Genomic DNA, 19,256 nt, shown 5'->3' with positions numbered 1-19,256 from the left:
CATGGACGCGCACATCGACCTGAACAGCGACGTCGGCGAGTCGTTCGGCCGCTGGCAGCTCGGCGACGACGAGGCGATGCTGCAGCTCGTCACCAGCGCCAACGTGGCCTGCGGGTTCCACGCCGGCGACCCGGCCACGCTCGCCCGGACGCTGCGCTGGGCGGCCGCCCACGACGTCCGGGTCGGCGCGCAGGTGTCGTACCGCGACCTGGCCGGCTTCGGCCGACGGTTCGTCGACGCCGGCCGGGACGACCTGACGCACGACGTCGTCTACCAGCTCGGCGCCCTGGCCGGCATGGCCCGCGCGGCCGGCACCCGGCTCAGCTACGTCAAGCCGCACGGGGCGCTCTACAACACCGCCGTCCACCACGACGAGCACGCGCTGGCCGTCGTGGACGCCGTCGAGTCCTTCGACGACTCGCTGGCCGTGGTCGGCCTGCCGGGGTCCGCACTGCTGCGCCACGCCGAGTCCCGCGGCCTGCGCGTCGTCAGCGAGGCGTTCGCCGACCGGGCCTACACCGCGCACGGCACGCTCGTGCCCCGCTCGGAGCCCGGCGCGGTGCTGCACGACCCGGCGCAGGTCGCCGCCCGCGTCGTCCGGCTAGCCACCGAGCAGGCCGTCGAGGCGGCCGACGGCAGCGTCGTCGAGGTCGACGCCGACTCGGTCTGCGTCCACGGCGACACCCCCGGCGCAGTGGACATGGCTCGCGCCGTGCGCGCGGCGCTGGCCGACGCCGGTGTCGCGGTGCGCCCCTTCGCATGAGACCGGTCGGCGAGCGGGCCCTCCTGCTGGAGGCGACCGGCACCGAGGAGGTCGTCGGGCTCGCTGCCGCGGTGCGCGCGGCGGGGCTCGCCGACGTCGAGGACGTGGTGCCGGGCGCGCGGACCGTGCTCGTGGTGGTCCGGGCACCTGCCGCCCTGAGCGCCGTGCGGGACGCGCTCGCGGAGCTCCGTCCCTTCCCGGCCGACCAGCAGCACGGCGACCTCGTCGAGGTGCCGGTGCGCTACGACGGGCCGGACCTCGACGACGTCGCCCGGCTCACCGGACTGACGCCGGACGAGGTCGTGGCCGCGCACACCGGGACCCCGTGGGACGTCGCGTTCGGCGGCTTCGCGCCCGGGTTCGCCTACCTCTCCGGCGGCGACCCGCGGCTGGACGTGCCTCGTCGCGACGAGCCCCGCCCCCGCGTGCCGGCCGGGTCGGTGGGGCTGGCCGGCGACCTGAGCGGTGTCTACCCGCGCGAGTCCCCCGGCGGCTGGCAGCTCCTCGGCCGCACGAACCTGCCGCTGTGGGACCTGCGACGCGACCCGCCCGCGCTGCTTCGGCCCGGGACCCGGGTGCGGTTCGTGGCCGTCGACGAGCTGCCGGACGTCCCTTCGACAGGCTCAGGGACCGGACCGCTGGCCGAGCCTGTCGAGGCCCCTTCGACAGGCTCAGGCTCAGGGACTGGGGCCGGGGGTGGGGTTCGGGTCGTGGCTCCGGGACCGCTCACGACGCTGCAGGACGAGGGCCGGCCCGGACTCGCCTCGGTCGGCGTCGGCCCGTCCGGCGCGGCGGACCGGTCCGCCCACGCGCTGGCCAACCGGTTGCTGGCGAACCCGCGCGACGCCGCGACGCTCGAGGTGACCCTGGGTGGCCTGCGCCTGCGTGCGGAGGACCGCGACCTGCTCCTGGTCGCTACGGGCGCCGACCTGGACGTGCTCGTGGATGGTCGCGGCCAGGGCACGAACGCGCCGTTCCGGCTCCACGCCGGCGAGGAGCTCGCGCTCGGGGCGGCCCGGTCGGGCCTGCGCGCCTACGTGGCGGTGCGCGGCGGCTGGACGGCGCCGGACGTGCTCGGGTCCCGGTCGCGCGACGTGCTCGCCGGCCTCGGCCCCGCGCCGCTGGCGGCTGACGACCTGCTCGGCGTCGGCCCGGCCCCGCACGACGTCCCGGCGGTCGACGTCGCTCCGGTACCCGCACCGCCGGCAGGCCTGGTCACGCTCGACCTCGTGCGCGGACCGCGGGACGACTGGCTCGCCGACGCTTCCACGCTCACGTCGACCGCGTGGGAGGTCGACCCGCGGTCGGACCGCGTCGGGGTCCGGCTGCGACCGGCCGGCGGCGGGCCGTCCCCGGTCACGCACGCCGAGCCGGGACGCCAGCTCCCGAGCGAGGGCATCGTGCGCGGCGCCGTCCAGGTGCCACCCGGCGGCGAACCCGTCGTCATGCTCGCCGACCATCCCGTGACCGGCGGCTACCCGGTCGCCGGGGTGCTGACCGAGGCCGCGGCCGACCGGGCCGCCCAGCTGCGTCCGGGCCAGGCGGTCAGCCTGCGGTGGGTGCCGGCCGCACGCTGAGCGAGCCGCGCAGCCGGTGGGCCAGCACCGCCGCGACGAGGCCGGCGACGAGCGGCAGCAGCATCGCGGTGCGCAGGTCGACGGCGTCCGAGAACGCCCCCACGACGGGGGACGTGAGCAGGAAGCCCAGCCGCATGAGCCAGCCGAGCAGTGCGATGCCCGTGCCGGCGGGCAGGCCGGGCACCCGGTCGGCGGCGGCGAACGCCGCGGGCACGAGCGTCGCGCAGCCGAAGCCCATGACGGCGAAGCCGACCAGCGTCAGCGGGTAGGCGGCTCCGAGGACGACGGGCACCATGCCGGCCGCGACGAGCAGCCCGCCGGTGCGGGCCACCGCGGCGCGGCCCCACCGGTCGGTCATCGGGTCGCCCACGAGCCGGCCGACGAACTGCGCCACGAGCACCACGGTGAGGCCGAGCCCGGCCACGGCGGTCGGCGCGGACGTCTCGGTGCCGAGCAGCAGCACGACCCAGTTGTTGGCGACGTCCTCGACGAGCGTGCCGCAGATCGCCAGCACCACGAGCGGCGCGAGCAGCACCCACGCGTGGCGCCGCGGACGCGCCTGGGTGGCGTCGGACGCCTCCTCGACCGGGTGCAGGTGCGCGTCCGGGACGGCGGAGATCGCGGACGCGACCAGGGCGACGAGCGACCACACGACGCCGTTGACGACCATCTGCGTGCCGATCGCGACGTCCTGCGCGGCCGCCCACGCGCCGATCGCGCCGCCGCTCGCGGCGCCCAGGCTCCAGACGGCGTGGAAGGAGTTGATCGCCGAACGGCCGAGCCAGCGCTCGACCGCGACGCCGTGGACGTTCTGCGCCGCGTCGACCACCGCGTCGAGCGCCCCGGCGACGAACAGCGCGGCGAAGAACAGCCAGGCCACGTCGCTGAGTCCGGCCGTCGCCGTGCCGGCGGCGAGCAGCACCGAGCCCACCGCCGTGACCGTCCGGCTGCCGAACGCGCGCACCGCCTTGCCCGCGAACGCGGCCGTCACGATCGCCCCCAGCGGGAACGCGACGACGGTCAGGCCGAACCCGGTGTTGCTCAGCCCCAGCGCGTCCTTGATCTCGGGGTAGCGGGGCAGCAGCGCCGACAGCAGGACGCCGTTGGTGAAGAACATCAGCGAGACGCCGAGCCGGGCGCGGCCCGGCGTGGAGGTGGTGGTCACCCGCGCACGGTAGGTGGTTGGATGATCACGTGCAACGATCACAGCGGCACAAAGCGATCATCCAGGCGGTCTCCGGCGGCGCGACGCTCGGCGTGGACGACCTGCGACGCCTCACCGGGGCCTCCGCGGTCACCGTCCGCCGCGACCTGGCCGAGCTCGCCGCCGCGGGCGCCGTCACCCGGACCCACGGCGGGGTCCGGCGGGCGGCCAAGCGCGGCACGCAGATGCCGTTCGGGTCCCGGTTCGAGGCCGACCTCGAGCTCAAGTCCCGGCTCGGCGCCGCCGCGGCCGCGCTCGTCGAGGACGACGAGTCTCTCGTGCTCGACAACGGCACCACGTGCCTGGCCGTGGCCCGGGCCCTGGCCGGGCGTCCGGTCACCGTGCTCGCGCTGTCGCTGCACGGCGCCGCCGCACTGGCCGCGCGCCCGGGCGCGAGCGTGGTCGTGCCCGGCGGCCCGGTCGAGACCGACTCGCTCGCCCTCGTCGGCTCGGACGCCGTCGACGCCGTGCGGGCGGTGCGCGTCGACGTCGCCGTGCTGGGCGCCTGCTCGGCCTCGACCGGCGACGGGCTGACGTCCACCACCCCCGAGGACGCGGCGGTCAAGCGGGCCTGCCTGGAGGTCGCGCGCCGGCGCGTGCTCGTGGCGACGCCGGACAAGCTCGGCCGCTCGTCCACCTTCCGCTTCGGCGCGCCCTCCGACCTCACCCACCTGGTCACCACCGACGACGCCCCGGCCGAGGCCCTGGCGGGCTTCCGCGGCGCCGGGGTCGAGGTGCTGCTCGTCTGAACCCGGACGGCACGAACCGCTGGGAGCGCGCCCACGGTGGCGACCCGGCTGGATAGGGTTCAGGCATGGTCACCCTCGCCGATCTGCAGGTCACGACGCTCGGGCAGCCGACCATCCCCTCCCCGCTCGCGGAGTACGTCGGCGGGCGCGCGACCAACGAGTACTACGTCGGCGAGGACGACCGCGTCCTGTTCGACGACACCATCTCGCTGGTCAAGGCGCGGGGCCTGCCGCTGGACGAGCTGCCGACCTTCGAGGCCGGTGGCGCGCGCGACCGCATCTACTTCGACCCGGCCACCACCCGCGCGGGCATCGTCACCTGCGGCGGCCTGTGCCCGGGCCTCAACGACGTCATCCGCGCCATCGTGTTCGAGCTGTACGAGCACTACGGCGTCACCGACGTGCTGGGCTTCCGCAACGGCTACGCCGGTCTCGTGCCCGAGTGCGGGCTCGAGCCGATGGTGCTGACGCCCGAGTCGGTGGCCAACATCCACGAGCGCGGCGGCACGGTGCTCGGCAGCTCGCGCGGCGCCCAGGAGGTCGACGTCGTCGTCGACGAGCTGGAGGCGCGGGGGGTCAACCTGTTCTTCGTCATCGGCGGCGACGGCTCGATGCGCGGCGCGCACAAGATCGCCCAGGAGTGCCTGCGCCGCGGCAACGACATCGCCGTCGTCGGCGTGCCCAAGACGATCGACAACGACATCCCGCACATCGGCCAGAGCTTCGGCTTCCAGACCGCGTTCTCGCGCGCCGCGGAGTCGATCAAGGCGGCCAAGGTCGAGGCCGAGGCGGCGCTCGGCGGCGTCGGCATCGTCAAGGTCATGGGCCGGCACGCCGGGTTCATCGCCTGCTACTCGGCGATCGCCGGGCACGACGCCGACTTCGTGCTCATCCCCGAGGTGCCGTTCGACCTCGACGGCGAGCACGGGCTGCTGGCCCACCTGCACCGCCGCGTCGCCGAGCGGGGCCACGCGGTGATCGTCGTGGCCGAGGGCGCCGGGCAGCAGCACTGCGAGACCAGCGGCGCCACCGACCCGTCCGGCAACGCGGTGCTCGGCGACATCGGCATCCTGCTGCGCGAGCGCATCCGCGCCGACTTCAGCGGTCGTGGCGAGCCGGTGAACGTGCGCTACTTCGACCCCGGCTACCTGATCCGCTCGGTGCCGGCCGACCCGGTCGACTCGGTCTACTGCGCCCGCCTGGCCCAGATCGCCGTGCACGCGGCGATGTCCGGCCGCACCGACATGGTCGTCGGACGCCGTCGGCACCGGTTCGTCAACGTGCCGATCGCGTACGTGACCCATCGCCCGCACAGCGTCTCGCCCGACGGCGACCTGTGGCTGAGCGTGCTCGAGTCGACCTCGCAGCCGCACGCCATGCGCGCCTAGCTCGTCCGCATCGCAAGACGCTCGTCCACCATCCGTCGCCCGTGCGACGGTGGACGTCCGAGCGCTTCCGAGGAGGACCCATGAGCGAGAACTGGTCGTTCGAGACCAAGCAGATCCACGCCGGCCAGACGCCCGACCCGACCACGGGCGCCCGGGCGCTGCCGATCTACCAGACCACGTCGTACGCGTTCCGCGACACCCAGCACGCCGCCGACCTGTTCGGCCTGGCCGAGCCGGGCAACATCTACACGCGCATCATGAACCCGACCCAGGACGTCGTGGAGCAGCGCATCGCCGCGCTCGAGGGCGGCGTCGGCGCGCTGCTCGTGGCCTCGGGCCAGGCCGCCACCACCGGCGCGCTGACCAACGTCGCCGAGGCCGGCGACCACATCGTCGCCTCGGCGAGCCTCTACGGCGGCACCGACAGCCTGCTGCGGCACACGTTCCCGAAGCTGGGAATCAAGGTCACATTCGTAGCCAACCCCTCCGACCCGAATGAGTGGCGAGCTGCCGCGACGGAGGCCACGAAGGCGTTCTTCGGCGAGACCGTCGGCAACCCGAAGGGCGACATCCTCGACCTCGAGGCGATCTCGGCCGTCGCGAAGGAGGTCGGCGTCCCGTTCATCGTCGACAACACCGTCGCCACGCCGTACCTGCTGAACCCGCTGCAGCACGGCGCCGACACCGTCGTGCACTCGGCGACCAAGTACATCGGCGGCCACGGCACGGCCATCGGCGGCGTGGTCGTCGACGGCGGCACGTTCGACTACGCCGCGCACGGCGACAAGTTCCCCGGCTTCACCGAGCCCGACGCCAGCTACCACGGGCTCAAGTACGCCGAGGCGCTCGGCCCGGCGGCCTACCTGACCAAGCTGCGCGTGCAGTTCCTGCGCAACGTCGGCCCGGCCATCGCGCCGTTCAACGCGTTCCTGCTCGCCCAGGGCCTGGAGACGTTGAGCCTGCGCATCGAGCGCCACGTCGAGAACGCGCAGAAGGTCGCGCAGTGGCTCGAGGCGCGCGACGACGTCGCGTCCGTCGGCTACGCCGGCCTCGACTCCAGCCCGTACCGCGCGCTCGCGCAGAAGTACCTGCCCAAGGGCGCCGGCGCGATCGTCACGTTCGAGCTGCCCGGCGGCGTCGAGGCGGGCAAGGCGTTCATCGACGCGCTGGAGCTGCACAGCCACGTGGCCAACATCGGCGACGTGCGCAGCCTGGCGATCCACCCCGCGTCCACGACCCACTCGCAGCTGACCGCCGAGGAGCAGGCCGGCTCGGGCGTGACGCCGGGCCTGGTGCGGCTCGCGGTCGGGCTCGAGGGCGTCGACGACATCCTGGCCGACCTCGACGCCGGCTTCCGCGCCGCCAAGTGAGCCGTCCCGGCGACCGCCCTCGAGCCACCGGCGCGTGGCTCGAGGGCGATCCCGTCGGCCACCGCCTCTTCCACGACGCCGGTGACCTGAAGCTGGAGTCCGGCACCGTCCTGCCGGACGTCCGCCTGGCCTACGAGACCTGGGGGACGTTCGACGGCGGCAACGCCGTGCTGGTCGAGCACGCCCTGACCGGCGACAGCCACGTCACGGGCGAGGCCGGCCCGGGCCACCCGACACCGGGCTGGTGGGCGGACGTCGTCGGCCCCGGCCTCGCGATCGACACCGACCGCTGGTTCGTCGTGGCTCCGCACCACCTGGGCGGCTGCCAGGGCTCGACCGGCCCCGCGTCGCGGCACCCGGACGGCGGGCGCTGGGGCAGCCGGTTCCCGCACGTCACCATCCGCGACCAGGTCGCCGCCGAGCTGACCCTCGCCGACGCCCTCGGCGTCGAGCGCTGGCACGCCGTCGTCGGCGGCTCGGCCGGCGGCATGCGCGCGCTGGAGTGGGCGGTCACCGCGCCCGAGCGGGTCGAGCGGCTGTTCCTGCTGGCCAGCTCGGCGGCCGCGTCGGCCGAGCAGGTCGCGCTGTCGACGATCCAGGTCGACGCCATCCGCTCCGACCGCCGCTTCCGGGGCGGCGACTACTACGAGGCCGACGAGGGCCCCACCACCGGCCTGGACCTGGCCCGCCGGGTCGCGCACGTGGCGTACCGCAGCGAGGCCGAGCTGCAGCAGCGGTTCGGCCGGGCCGAGCAGGACGACGTGCCGGTCGCCGAGGGCGGCCGCTGGGCGGTCGAGTCGTACCTGCAGCACCACGGCGCCAAGCTCGTGCGCCGCTTCGACGCCAACAGCTACGTGACGCTGACCCGCGCGATGGACAGCCACGACGTCGGCCGCGGCCGTGGCGGCACCGCGGCCGCCCTCGCCCGGGTCACGGCCCGGACGGTCGTGGCCGGCATCGACTCGGACCGGCTGTACCCGCTGCACCAGCAGCGCGAGCTGGCCGACGGCCTCCGCGGCAGCGGAGACCTGCGCGTCGTGACGTCGCTGCACGGGCACGACGGCTTCCTGGTCGAGGCCGACCAGGTCGGCGCGCTGGCCCGCGAGCTCCTCGACGCCTGAGCGTGCAGCAGGGCCGGCCCCGCGGGACCGGCCCTGCCGCTGACGTTCCGGACGCCCTAGCGGTGCGACCTGTGGCCCGAGAACGGGACCTTCACGATCTTCCCGGTCGGCGCCGGGCCCTGGGGCCCGAACGTGTCCGTCGTCGCGTACAGCGTGCTGGCTCCGCGCCAGCCCGGCATCCACTCGACCGCGGCGGGCGCGGTCAGCGGCAGCGTCGAGCGGGTGTAGCCCCAGCCGTGACGGTGCTTGCGCGGCGTGAGCAGCGTGACCTGGCCCTGGCCCTGGGCGCCACCGAACAGCTCGGCGACGGCCAGCTGGCCCTGCGGGCCGGCCGCGACGTCCACGGCGCCGACGAAGCCGCTGGCGACGTGACGGAGCTGGCCCTTCCACGGCTTCAGCTCGAACAGCGCGCCGCGGGCGCCGAGACTGGCGTCCTCCGGCCCACCGGGCAGCGACGTGACGTAGAACTTCCCGCCGGGGCCCTCCTCGATGTCGGTCGGCACGGCCTCGAACCAGTACGGGTAGCCGGCCGCGCAGGCGGGCAGGCCCTGGGCGGCGAGGATCTCGGGCGTGGCCTTGACCGGCTTGGCCGCCGGGAGCGCGGCCACGGTGGAGACCCGGCCGTTGTTCTCGCCGACCCACAGGATCGCGTTGGCCGCCGCGTCGGCGACGAACACGCCGCCCCGCGCCGGGAGGGTCGCGTACGGATGGCTCTCCACGATGCCCGTGTAGGTGGCCGGGTTGCCGGCCGGGAACTGCGCCAGGCACGCCGGGTCCTTGAGCGTGCGGAAGCCGTACTGCGTCCGGCGGTCGGGGTTGCGGCGCTTCTCGTGGTCGAACAGGTCACCCATCTTGCGCGGCGTCGTCTGGCCGTCGCGCAACGCCCACAGGACGGCCGACGGGCTCGCCGGGTCCGAGCCCGTGGTCGTCAGGTACGTCGTGCGTCCGCGCCGGGACACCGAGCCGACCTCGTCACCGCCGCTGCTGAAGACGTTCGTCTTGACGCCGGTGCGGGAGACGCGGGTCAGCAGGCCGGCGAAGTTCTGCGAGACGTGCGTGGTGCCGTCACGGTCGACGGCCAGCTTCAACGGCGTCAGCAGGCCGTCGGTGATGGTGGTGGGGCTTCCCGGACGGCCGGGGCCGCCGTGGGATCCGCCGGCGGCGGCGGGACTGGCGAGGCCGGCGGCCAGGGCCAGGGCCGCGCCGACGGCGAGGACGGAGGTGGAGCGCTTCACGATGGTTCTCCTTCGGGGGGTCGGATGCCCCCGACCGGGCAACGGGGCCCCGGCCGGGGACGAGCCCGACGAGGGGCCGGTGCCCGGCCGTCCCCCGACCGGTCCAGCAGGAAGCCCGGCGGGAGACGACTCACCGACGTGGTCGAGCCTGCGCCGAACCTAGGACGCGCAGGGCCGGCCGATTCCGCCGTGCGGGAAACCCTGCGGAGCGCGGCGGGAACGTGCGGGCACCGCACAGAGGCGGCGTCCGGGTCCGGCCAACCCCTGGCGTGTCGCGCGCGGGCGTGCCTACCGTGGAGCGCATGACCTCGACGGCACGTCCGACCCTCGTGGAAGCCCGCCCGCCGGCGGTCAGGTGGCGGGACGCCCCCGATCCGCACCTCGTCGCGCAGCTCAGCGACGTGACGCCCGGCCGGGCGCTCGACGTCGGCTGCGGCGACGGCGCCGACGTCCGCTGGCTCGCCCGCCACGGCTGGCAGGTCGAGGGGCTCGACGAGTCCCCCGAGACCCTCGAGCGCGCGGCCCGGCGGGTGCGCGAGACCGCGCCCGAGCTCGAGCCGGCGATCACCTGGCGACGGTCCGACGTCGTCGACGACCCGCCCGAGTCCGAGGGCTACGACCTGGTCGCCTGCCAGGTCGGCGACGTGCCGGCCGGTCGGCTGTCGCGCGTCGTGGCCGGGCTCGCCTCGGCGGTCCGGCGCACCGGCACCCTCCTGGTGGTGGGGCACGCCCAGCCCGGCGCCGCGGCCGCGTCGAGCACGCCCGGCCCGAGCGCCGACGACGTCGCCGCCCTGCTGGACGACTCGTGGCTCGTGGACGTCTGCGGCACGCGTCCGCGCACCGTCGCCCTCGACGGCGAGCCGGTCACGGTGCACGACACGGTCGTCCGCGCGACCCGGCTCTAGCCCGCGGCGCCTCAGACCAGCTTGCGGACCACGCCCAGCGGGGCGTGCTTCATGACCGGGCCGATCGCCTTCCACGGCCACGGCGGGACGCTCGCCTCGGCGGGCTCCTTCTGCATCGCCTTCACCAGGGCGCGGCAGCCGGTCTCGGTGTCGACCATCATCCTCGCCTCCTGCTCGACGCCCTCGTTCATCTCCGAGGCGATGTAGCCGGGGTAGATCGTGGTGACCTTGATGTCGTGCCCCTTGCGGCCGATCAGGTCCGAGCGGATGCCCTCGGCCAGGTGCGCGACGCCCGCCTTGGTCGCGGCGTACGTGGTCATCGACGAGGGCATGCCCCGCATCGCCGACATCGACGAGATGACGACCAGGTGGCCGGCCTTGCGCTCGTAGAAGTGCTCCATCGCCGCCTCGCACTGGGCCAGGGCGGCGACGAAGTTGGTCATCGCGGTCTCGCGGTTGGCCGCGAAGCGTCCCGTGCCGATGCGCCCGCCCTTGCCCAGGCCGGCGTTCACGACGACCCGGTCGAGGCCGCCCAGCTCGCCGACCGCCTCCTTCACCACGGCGAAGACCCGGTCGTGGTCGTTCACGTCGAGCGCGTGGACGCTGACCCGGATGCCGGGGTGCGCGGCGAGCAGCTCGTCGCGCAGCGTCTCGAGCCGCTCGGTGCGGCGGGCGGCCAGGGCGAGGTGGTGACCCTGCTCGGCCAGGACCCGGGCCATGCCCGCGCCGAGGCCCGAGCTGGCACCGGTGATGAGGACGTTGCGGCGCACGGTGGCTCCTATCGGTAGGTGACGTCGGAGGCGGGCAGGTGGCCGTGCTCGTTGAAGCTGATGAGCGTGCGGCCGGCCGAGCCCAGGACGATCTTGGTGGTGCTGGTGTTCACCATGGCGGCGTTGAGCCGCGACCACAGGTCCGGCCCGCCCCCGAGCAGGTGCGCGGCGACGACCGCGATCGGCCCGCCGGAGGTGAAGACGACGCCGGTCTGGCCGCGGCCCACCGAGGACGCGACCGCCTCGAAGGCGGTGAGCACCCGGGCGCTGAAGTCGGTGAACGTCTCGGCCACGCCGGTCAGCTCGGACCGGGTCCAGGCCGCGGTCGCCGCGACGAACGCCTTCTGGAAGCCCTTCGGGTCGTCGCGCGGGGTGCCCGGCGCGTACGCGTCGACGAGCGGCTCGAAGTCCAGCTCGTCCCAGCCCGCGTCCTGGTCGTACCCGTCGACGTCGCCCAGGACGTCCAGCGAGGCGATCGCGGTCTGGTGGTGGCGCTTGAGCGAGCCGACCATCGCGACGTCGGGGCTCCAGCCGCCGGCCTCCCAGGCGTAGCCGAGGTTCAGCGACTGACGCTCGCCGAGCGGGGTGAGCCGGTCGTAGTCGTCGGTGCCGAACGAGGCCTGGCCGTGGCGGACGAGCAGCAGCGTGCCCATCAGCGGCCCCGGCCGCGCAGCGTGCGCAGGACGAGCCGGTCGTACACCGGTCGCGCGTGCCGCTTGAGCGCGTAGATCGCGCGCCCGTCGGCGTTCGGGACGACCAGCCGGCGGTCGCGGTCGACGGCGTCGAGCACCCGCTCGGCCACCTCGTCGGCCCCGACCTTGGCGCGCGAGATGAGCTTCTCGGCGGTGCGCTGGGCCTGCTCGTCCTTGCCGCGCAGCGAGGCGGCCAGGTTCGTGCGGAAGAACGTGGGGCAGACGGCGGTCACGTGCACGCCGGCGTCGTGCAGCTCGAAGAACAGCGTCTCGCTGAGCGCGACCACGCCGGCCTTGACCGCGTTGTACTCGCTCATCGTCGGCATGTGCACGAGACCGGCGGCGGACGCGGTGTTCACCAGGTGGCCGGAGCCCTGCTCGACCATGAGCGGCGCGAACGTCCGGCAGCCGCGGACGACGCCGAGCAGGTTGACGTCGACGATCCACTGCCACTGGTCCATCTCGGTCAGCTCGATGCGTCCGCCGGCGGCGACGCCGGCGTTGTTGAACAGCACGTCGAGGCGGCCCCAGGTCTCGACGACGTGGTCGCGCGCGGCGGACCAGTCGACGTCGCTGGTCACGTCGAGCCGGCGGTACGTCACGCGGTCGAGCCCCGCGAGGGAGTCGGGGACGGTCTCGGCGACGTCGGTGGCCAGCACGTGGGCGCCGCGGTCGACCAGCTGGCGGACGAGGGCCAGCCCGAGGCCGGACGCGGCCCCGGTGACCAGGACGCGCGCGTCGGTGGGGAGGGACATGCCGCGATGCTAGACGGTGGCGGCCCCCGCGGTGCGCAACCGTTGTTGCGCAGATTTTGGCGTTTTCCGCCAAACTGCGGGAGAATCGGACCCCGTGACCCGCTCCTTCCGCCCCCGCGCGCCGCGCTCCCGCCGCGCTCGTCGCGCCCTCGCCGCCGCTGCCGTTTTGGTGACGTCGCTGGCCGTGGCCCTGGGCACCACCACGACGCCGAGCAGCGCGAAGTCCACGAAGTACCCGTGGCACACGAACATCACCGCGACCACGTTCTGGGTCGGCGAGATCTTCGACCCGAACGCGTCCGACGGGTCCCAGCGCATCTCGGCCTACGACGACCGCTGGTACAAGCGGTTCGGCGGCTGCGACGGCGTGCGCCGCAACGGCGACTGCCGCACCGAGCGCCGCACCCGCAGCAACGGCTACTTCCCGCGGCACATGAAGCCGCGCGAGAACCCGTTCTACCTCGACCTGCCCTACGACGACGTCAACGTCACCAAGAACTTCCGCAGCCGCGGCAAGGTCGTGCCGTGGGCCGGGCAGGCCGCCTACCGCGGCAAGGTCAAGAACCGCGCGTACAGCCTGATGAAGAACCGCTGGGTCGAGCTGCGCAAGGGCAAGCGTCGCTGCTACGGCCAGATCCAGGACGCCGGGCCGGGCCAGTACAGCGACACCCGCTACGTCTTCGGCACCAAGAACCAGCGCCCGAAGAACAAGCGCTACGGCGGCGCCGGCATGGACGTCTCGCCCGCGCTCACCGGCTGCCTGGACTTCAAGAGCCTGAACGGCATCAACCGCGGCGTCCGCTGGCGCTTCGTCGACAGCCGGGACGTCCCGCGGGGTCCGTGGACGCGCGTCGTGACCCGCTCGCGCGGCACGAACTGGGGCTGAGCCGACCCTCGCCCGCTGGGGACGCCGGGGGGCGCCCCTAGCGGGCCGGTCCGGCCAGCCGGTCGCGCAGACCGTTCGCGATCTCGAGGTCCTCGGCGTCGGGGGCGTCGAACCCCGGGTCGTCCGCCCTCCCGTGGAGCCAGTCGAGCACCTGTTCCGGATGCGTGTGCGCGCCGGTGAATCGGCGAGCGGCGACCAGGTCGAGCGCACTGGACCGGATCGGCACCCGCGACCACAGCACCTCCCCCTGCTCGGTCGTGCACAGAAGCAGCACCGGAGGGTCCTCGTCGCTGTAGCAGGGGCACAGCCACAGCGCGTCCTGCACCGACGGACGCTCGGCGCCGCGTACCGTCCGGGCCTCCAGGCGCGTGGCCGCCGCGTCGAGGAACGCCTCGACGGCGACGGCGTCCGGGTCCTCGGGCGCCGGTCGGCGGCCCCACCTCACGGCGTCGGACCGACCGCGTAGGCGTCGACCTCGGCGATCAGGGCTGCTTTGCCCGCGTCGCCCAGGAACGACTGGCGCACCGCCTGGCGCGCCAGCTCGGCGACACCGGCCTCGTCCAGGTCGAGCAGGTCCGCGGCGACGAGGTACTCGTCGGTGAGCGTGGTGCCGAACATGGGCGGGTCGTCCGAGGAGATGGAGAAGGGCACGCCGGCCGCCGCGATCGCCGGCAGCGGGTGCTCGGCCAGCGACGGCACCGAACGGGTGCGGACGTTCGAGGTCGGGCACACCTCCAGGGCGATGCCGCGCTCGGCGAGCAGGGCGAGCAGCGCCGGGTCGTCGACGCTGCGGATGCCGTGGCCGATCCGCTCCGCGCCGAGGTGCTCGACGGCGTCCCACACCGTCTGCGCGTCCGTGGACTCGCCCGCGTGCGGGACGCTGTGCAGTCCGGCCGCCCGGGCCTGCTGGAAGTGCGGGGCGAACTGCGGCCGCGGCACGCCCAGCTCGGGCCCGCCGAGACCGAACGAGACCAGGCCGTCGGGGCGCAGGCGCAGCGCGGTGTCGAGCGTGACGTCCGCGGCCTCCAGCCCGGACTCGCCGGGGATGTCGAAGCACCAGCGCAGCGCGAGGCCCAGGTCGCGCTCGGCGCGCACCCGCGCGTCCTCGACCGCCTCGCAGTACGCCTCGGCCGCGATGCCGCGCACGATCGAGGTGTACGGGGTGAGCGTCAGCTCGGCGTAGCGCACCCGCTGGGCGGCCAGGTCCTGGGCGACCTCGTAGGTCAGCGTCCACACGTCCTCGGGGGTGCGGACCAGGTCGACGACCGACAGGTAGACCTCGATGAAGTGGCCGAAGTCGGTGAACGTGAAGTAGTCCGCGAGCGCGTCGACGTCGGCCGGCACCGGAGAGGACCCGGCGTGCCGGGCCGCCAGCTCGGCCACGGTGCGCGGCGACGCGGACCCGACGTGGTGGACGTGGAGCTCGGCCTTCGGGAGCCCGGCCGCGAAGGCGTGCAGGTCGCTCATGCGCCGGAGTCTGGCACGCACGGAGGGACTGGGCACTCCGGGCCCCTTGTCTGCCGAAACCGTTTTTCTGGTCTGTGAACCGGGTTACATTGTCGTCGCCGAGCCCGGCCGAGACCCCGCCGACTCCAGATACAGGAGCCCTGAACGGACCTTCACGACCCCGACGTACCGCGGGAGAGCGCATGCACACACCGGACGCAGCCCAGATCACCCAGACCGTCGCCGCGATGCTCGACGCCCCCGAGAGCGCGCTCGTCGTCGTCGGGGAGCCCGGCTCGGGCAAGTCGCACCTGCTGGACCGGCTGCGCTCGCACCCGAGCCTGCCGACCGTGGTCGTCCGGGCCAACCCGGCCGAGGCGGGCTTCCCGGTGTCCGGGGTGTCGGCCCTCCTGGCCGAGCTGCGCGGCGACCACCGCGGCGAGCTCGTGCGCCACCTGGACGTGCGCAGCGACGACCCGGTGGGCCTGTTCGCCGCCGGGCACGACCTGGTCGCCCTGCTCGCCGGCATGCGGCTGCCGCCCATGCTCGTCCTGGTCGACGACGTCGACCTCATGGACGAGGTGAGCCAGAGCCTGCTGGGCACCGTCGCGAGCCGGCTGCCCGGCACCAACCTGCGCATGGTGCTCACCACGACCACGCCGCCGGCGGGCGGTCCGTTCGCCGCGCTGCGCGCGCTGACCCTGGCGCCGCTGAGCCGCGCCCGGAGCCACGAGCTGGTGCAGGGACTGCTCGGGGACGCCGACCCGGCGCTCGTGCCGATCGTCGCCCACTTCGCCGGCGGCAACCCCAAGCTGCTGACCGAGCAGCTCAGCCTGCTGGGCTCGGACCAGCTGAACGGCAGCACCCGGCTCGCCCTGCCCCTGCGCCCGAGCCCGACGCTCGACGCCGTCGCTGAGCAGCGGCTCAACGGGCTCGAGCCGGCGCTGCGGCGTCCGCTCGCCGCGGCCGCGCTGGCCCCCCTGGCCCACCGCGAGGCCCTGCTCTCGCTCGACCCGCGCTGGAGCGGGGCGCTGGAGGACCTCGTCGACCTCGGCCTGCTGCGCGCCCTCGGCGCGCACGTCGTCGTCCAGGACCCGCGGGTGCGCACCCACTTGTACTGGAGCCAGTCCGGCCAGCGCCGCCGCTCGCTGCACGCCGCGCTCGCCGAGGCGGCGAAGGACGAGCCCCGCATCGCCGCGTGGCACCTGAGCTTCGTCGACGGCCTGCACCTGCACGCCACCACGCTGGTCGAGGCGGCGGTCGACCTGGCCGAGGAGAACTTCATCTGGCCGGCGGTCGAGTACGCCGAGCGGGCCGCGGGCGTGCCGTCCGGCACCCAGCACGGCGAGGCGCTGAGCCGGCTCGTCGTCCGGCTGCTCGAGCGCGGCGAGACGAGCCTGGCCGGACGCTACGTGCGCGACATCGACCTGGCCCAGACCGGCGAGCCGCTCCAGCTCATGGCGCTGCGGCTCTCGATCGAGCTGCTGGACGTGCGCCGCACCAGCGACGAGATGGTCAACGCGCTCGTCGACGCCGAGTCCGTCGACGAGCCCGAGGCGGCCGTCGCGCTGCTGGAGCTCACGACGATGTCGCACGTCGAGCGCTGGCAGCCCGGGCCGGCCCGGGCCCAGCTCGAGCGGCTCGAGCAGCTCGGCGTCGACCTGGACCCCGAGCGGCAGGCCCAGGTGAGCCGGCTGACCGACGTCCTGGACGCCCTCGAGGGCAAGGACCCGGCCCCGGGCCGCGACCCGCAGGCCGAGGACCCGCGCAGCATGCCGCTCCCGCACCTCGTGCTCGCCGGACGGGCGGCCACGCTGCGCCAGCAGCACGCGCTCGCCCGACGGCTGTTCACCGTCGCCCTGACCCGTCGCCGGTCCGCCACCGCCGTGTGGGGCCAGCTGGCCCGCTACGGCCAGGTGCTCAACGAGACCCGCTCCGGGCACCTGCGCCGCGGCCGCGCCGCGATCGACGACTGGGAGGACAACCGTCCCTGGACGTTCCACGGTCCGAGCGAGGAGGCCTACGTCCGCGCCTGGTACGCGTGGTCCGACGGCCGGCTCGAGCGGGCGCGCGACCTCATCTCCATCGGCCTGGACCAGGCGCAGCGCCACTCGGCGCCGTCCGTGCACGCCCGGCTGCTGTCGCTGCTCGGTGCGACGCACGTCCTGGACGAGGACTGGGACGCCGCGCTCGAGGTGCTGCGGCGCGCCCACGCCGAGGGCCTGGCCTTCCGCGACCCCGCGCTGCTGCGCCACGGCGCCGACTACGTCGAGACCTGCGTGCGCACCGGGCGCACCGGCGAGGGACGGTCGGTCCTGACGCTGCTGGAGCAGCGCGTCGGTCCGCACTCCTCGCCGTGGAGCCGCGTCGCGCTCGCGCGGGCGCGTGGCCTGCTGCTGCCCGTGCCCGAGGCCGTCCCCCACCTGGCGAAGGTCGTGGCCGACGCGCCGCCCGACACCTCTCCCTACGAGCTGGGCCGCACGCTCACCGCGTACGCCGAGCGCCTGGCCGAGGGCGGCGACGTCGACGAGGCCCGCCGCATCCGCATGCTGGCCGACGCCACGTTCGAGCGCAGCGGGGCCCACGCCTGGGCCGAGCGGCTCGCCGAGCAGCTCAAGCCGGTGGCCCGCGACCCGTACGTCGAGGCCGTGTCGGCGCTCTCGGAGGAGGAGCGGCACATCGTCCGCCTGGCCATGGCCGGACGCCGCACCCGCGAGATCGCCGCGGACCTGCACCTGTCGGTGCGCTCGGTGGAGCTGCGCCTGACCCGCATCTACCGCACGATCGGCGTCGCCTCGCGCGCCCAGCTCGTGGCCGTGCTCGACGGCCGGCTCAGGACGACGGACTGACCACGGCGCGCCGGGTCGGGCTGCGCCACACGCCCGACGAGCCGCCGCGCAGCGCGCGCGACAGCGCCCGCAGGTTCACCCAGGCGTCCACGATGCGCAGCAGGACGAACGCCGGGGCCAGGAACAGGTAGCTCCACCGCCGGGCCAGCACCGCCGCGTAGACGGTGAGCAGCAGGTCGGGCAGCACGATGCCCGCGGCGAGCACCGTGCTGGGCACGAACAGGTCCACCGCGGTCGCCGCCCCGCCGAGGTCCGCCCCGGTGCCGCTCAGCAGCGCCGCCACGGCACCGATCGCCGCGGCCGGCAGCACGACGGTCAGCAGCAGGCTGCTGAGCACGACCTCCAGGCAGAACATCGCCAGGCTGGCCAGGAAGATGCCCGGCCGAAGGAGCGGGCGGTGGCGCAGCACCGTCTGCCAGAAGCCCAACCCCCAGCGGCTCATCTGGCTCACGTAGTCGCCCAGCGTGTCCGGGTCCTGGGTGTACGCCTTCGCCGCGCGGGGGTCGAACGCGATGCGGCCGAGCTCCTTGGTGTGGATCTCGAACGTCATGTTGTAGTCCTCGATCGCCAGCCCGGGGGCGGCGATGTCGACCTGATCGAGGATCGACGTGCGGTACATGCTGGCGAAGCCCGGCACGATCGTGACGACGTTCGCGCGGGCGGCGGCCTGGCCGAACTTGTGCAGCGTCTGCACCGCCAGGTACGTCCGCTCGCGGTGCGCCACCAGGACGCGTCCGGCCCGGGTGGCGGACGGCGTCTCCTGCAGCGTCGTGGCACGTCCGGCCACCGCCACCACGCCGGGCTCGAACAGCGGCAGACCGGTCTCGAGGTAGTCGGCCGCGGGGCGGCTGTCGGCGTCCAGCAGCATGACGACCTCGAACCGGCGGGCCAGGTCGAAGTGCTCCAGGCCGGCCACGAGCGCCCCGGCCTTGCCGCGGTTGGGCCACAGGTCCATCACGTGGGCGCCGTGCGCCCGGACGACGTCGACGGTGCCGTCGCTGGACGCGTCCGAGACGACGAAGACCTGGTCGGCACCCACGAGGTGGGCGGCCGCCTCGATGGTGCCCGCGATGACCGCCTCCTCGTCGTGCGCGGCGACCAGGACGGCCACGTCGCGGGCCGTGAGCCGGTCGGATCCCTCCGGCGCCAGGTGACGTCCGCGGCCGGGGCGCACGAGCAGGCGAGCCAGGCCCACGCAGGCCCAGCACAGCGTCGTCAGGCCGAGCATCAGCGTCGCCGTCACCAGCAACCAGGTCATGGACGGTTCCTTCCGCGGGCGGGCTCCCACGCGCGACCTTGCCACCACCCCGCCGCCGCGACAAGACGTTTTGTCCGCCGGAATCCTGCGGGGTCTTGCGGAAAGGTCCCGCGTCCCGCAACGAGCCCGCAACGGTTCCGTCGGACTAGTCCCGCAGCGTTCTCCGCAACGCGTTGACCGACCCCGGGGCCCGGGAAAGCGTGAGGCCTGGGTCCGGCGTCCCACCCCCTGGAGTCCCGCCGCTCCCACCGCTCGCACCGCATGCCGAGTGCGAGGACGGTCCCCAGC

General features: G+C 74.6%; 17 protein-coding genes. 9 read left to right on the top strand and 8 right to left on the bottom strand.

Translation table 11 applies throughout. The features are described from left to right. Position 1 precedes the first annotated feature (1 nt). Together HGAM_RS04070 and HGAM_RS20855 are read left to right on the top strand one after the other, a co-directional pair. Positions 2-763, top strand: a complete 762-nt coding sequence (locus HGAM_RS04070) for a LamB/YcsF family protein (RefSeq protein WP_019144198.1) — start codon at positions 2-4, stop codon at positions 761-763. Beyond that, positions 760-2,340, top strand: coding sequence for a 5-oxoprolinase subunit B/C family protein (locus HGAM_RS20855; protein WP_019144197.1), 1,581 nt, complete (start codon positions 760-762; stop codon positions 2,338-2,340). The genes HGAM_RS04070 and HGAM_RS20855 overlap by 4 nt, the downstream gene beginning before the upstream one ends. Here the strand turns inward: HGAM_RS20855 and HGAM_RS17650 are convergent. Beyond that, positions 2,309-3,505, bottom strand: a complete 1,197-nt coding sequence (locus HGAM_RS17650; RefSeq protein WP_019144196.1) for an MFS transporter — start codon at positions 3,503-3,505, stop codon at positions 2,309-2,311. The two genes, HGAM_RS20855 and HGAM_RS17650, sit on opposite strands and share 32 nt — an antisense overlap. A 29-nt stretch (positions 3,506-3,534) precedes the next feature. Between HGAM_RS17650 and HGAM_RS04055 the strand changes: the two genes are divergently transcribed. From HGAM_RS04055 to metX, 4 genes are all read left to right on the top strand, one after another. Further along, positions 3,535-4,293, top strand: coding sequence for a DeoR/GlpR family DNA-binding transcription regulator (locus tag HGAM_RS04055; RefSeq protein WP_038951546.1), 759 nt, complete (start codon positions 3,535-3,537; stop codon positions 4,291-4,293). 65 nt (positions 4,294-4,358) lie between these two features. After that, complete coding sequence (locus HGAM_RS04050; RefSeq protein WP_019144194.1) at positions 4,359-5,681, top strand: ATP-dependent 6-phosphofructokinase; 1,323 nt, start codon at positions 4,359-4,361, stop codon at positions 5,679-5,681. Between the two features lie 80 nt (positions 5,682-5,761). Continuing rightward, positions 5,762-7,051: a bifunctional o-acetylhomoserine/o-acetylserine sulfhydrylase gene (locus HGAM_RS04045; protein ID WP_019144193.1), complete on the top strand. Its 1,290-nt coding sequence runs from the start codon at positions 5,762-5,764 to the stop codon at positions 7,049-7,051. Further along, positions 7,048-8,172 carry a homoserine O-acetyltransferase MetX gene (gene metX / locus HGAM_RS04040; protein WP_019144192.1) on the top strand — a complete coding sequence of 375 codons (1,125 nt, stop codon included), beginning with the start codon at positions 7,048-7,050 and terminating at the stop codon, positions 8,170-8,172. The genes HGAM_RS04045 and metX overlap by 4 nt, the downstream gene beginning before the upstream one ends. Before the next feature lie 56 nt (positions 8,173-8,228). Here the strand turns inward: metX and HGAM_RS17645 are convergent, their stop codons facing one another. Beyond that, entirely contained in the window at positions 8,229-9,407 is a 1,179-nt protein-coding gene (locus HGAM_RS17645) for a ScyD/ScyE family protein (protein ID WP_019144191.1), read from the bottom strand. Positions 9,408-9,709: 302 nt separating this feature from the next. Between HGAM_RS17645 and HGAM_RS17640 the strand changes: the two genes are divergently transcribed. Next, a complete protein-coding gene (locus HGAM_RS17640) occupies positions 9,710-10,312 on the top strand; it encodes a class I SAM-dependent methyltransferase (RefSeq protein ID WP_019144190.1) in 603 nt (200 codons plus the stop codon). Between the two features lie 11 nt (positions 10,313-10,323). On the opposite strand, the gene HGAM_RS04025 is transcribed toward HGAM_RS17640, so the two are convergent. The 3 genes from HGAM_RS04025 to HGAM_RS04015 are packed head-to-tail and all read right to left on the bottom strand — an operon-like array spanning position 10,324 to position 12,529. Then, complete coding sequence (locus HGAM_RS04025) at positions 10,324-11,082, bottom strand: SDR family oxidoreductase (protein ID WP_019144189.1); 759 nt, start codon at positions 11,080-11,082, stop codon at positions 10,324-10,326. Between the two features lie 8 nt (positions 11,083-11,090). After that, positions 11,091-11,735 (bottom strand): histidine phosphatase family protein, encoded by a 645-nt coding sequence (locus HGAM_RS04020; protein WP_019144188.1) that lies wholly within the window; start codon positions 11,733-11,735, stop codon positions 11,091-11,093. Continuing rightward, a complete protein-coding gene (locus tag HGAM_RS04015; RefSeq protein WP_019144187.1) occupies positions 11,735-12,529 on the bottom strand; it encodes an SDR family NAD(P)-dependent oxidoreductase in 795 nt (264 codons plus the stop codon). The genes HGAM_RS04020 and HGAM_RS04015 overlap by 1 nt, the downstream gene beginning before the upstream one ends. A 94-nt stretch (positions 12,530-12,623) precedes the next feature. On the opposite strand from HGAM_RS04015, the gene HGAM_RS17635 reads away from it, so the two are divergent. Next, positions 12,624-13,415, top strand: a complete 792-nt coding sequence (locus tag HGAM_RS17635; protein ID WP_020691367.1) for a hypothetical protein — start codon at positions 12,624-12,626, stop codon at positions 13,413-13,415. Positions 13,416-13,452: 37 nt separating this feature from the next. Here HGAM_RS17635 and HGAM_RS04005 read toward each other — a convergent pair whose 3' ends face one another. Both HGAM_RS04005 and HGAM_RS04000 read right to left on the bottom strand, forming a co-directional pair. Then, complete coding sequence (locus HGAM_RS04005) at positions 13,453-13,860, bottom strand: hypothetical protein (protein ID WP_019144185.1); 408 nt, start codon at positions 13,858-13,860, stop codon at positions 13,453-13,455. Then, the gene (locus HGAM_RS04000) at positions 13,857-14,882 is read right to left on the bottom strand and encodes an adenosine deaminase (RefSeq protein WP_019144184.1); all 1,026 of its coding nucleotides are present in this window, start codon (positions 14,880-14,882) and stop codon (positions 13,857-13,859) included. Before HGAM_RS04000 ends, HGAM_RS04005 begins: the two co-directional genes overlap by 4 nt. Positions 14,883-15,064: 182 nt before the next feature. Here HGAM_RS04000 and HGAM_RS17630 point away from each other — a divergent pair, with 182 nt between their 5' ends. Continuing rightward, positions 15,065-17,710, top strand: a complete 2,646-nt coding sequence (locus tag HGAM_RS17630) for a helix-turn-helix transcriptional regulator (RefSeq protein ID WP_019144183.1) — start codon at positions 15,065-15,067, stop codon at positions 17,708-17,710. Here the strand turns inward: HGAM_RS17630 and HGAM_RS17625 are convergent. Further along, complete coding sequence (locus HGAM_RS17625) at positions 17,694-18,968, bottom strand: glycosyltransferase family 2 protein (RefSeq protein ID WP_019144182.1); 1,275 nt, start codon at positions 18,966-18,968, stop codon at positions 17,694-17,696. The genes HGAM_RS17630 and HGAM_RS17625 overlap by 17 nt on opposite strands. Between the last annotated feature and the right edge of the window lie 288 nt (positions 18,969-19,256).

It is taken from the genome of Aeromicrobium massiliense JC14, from assembly GCF_000312105.1.
Lineage (GTDB): Bacteria > Actinomycetota > Actinomycetes > Propionibacteriales > Nocardioidaceae > Aeromicrobium > Aeromicrobium massiliense.
The sequence above is the reverse complement of the archived record's forward strand: the minus strand, read 5'-3'. Positions and strand labels throughout refer to the sequence as shown.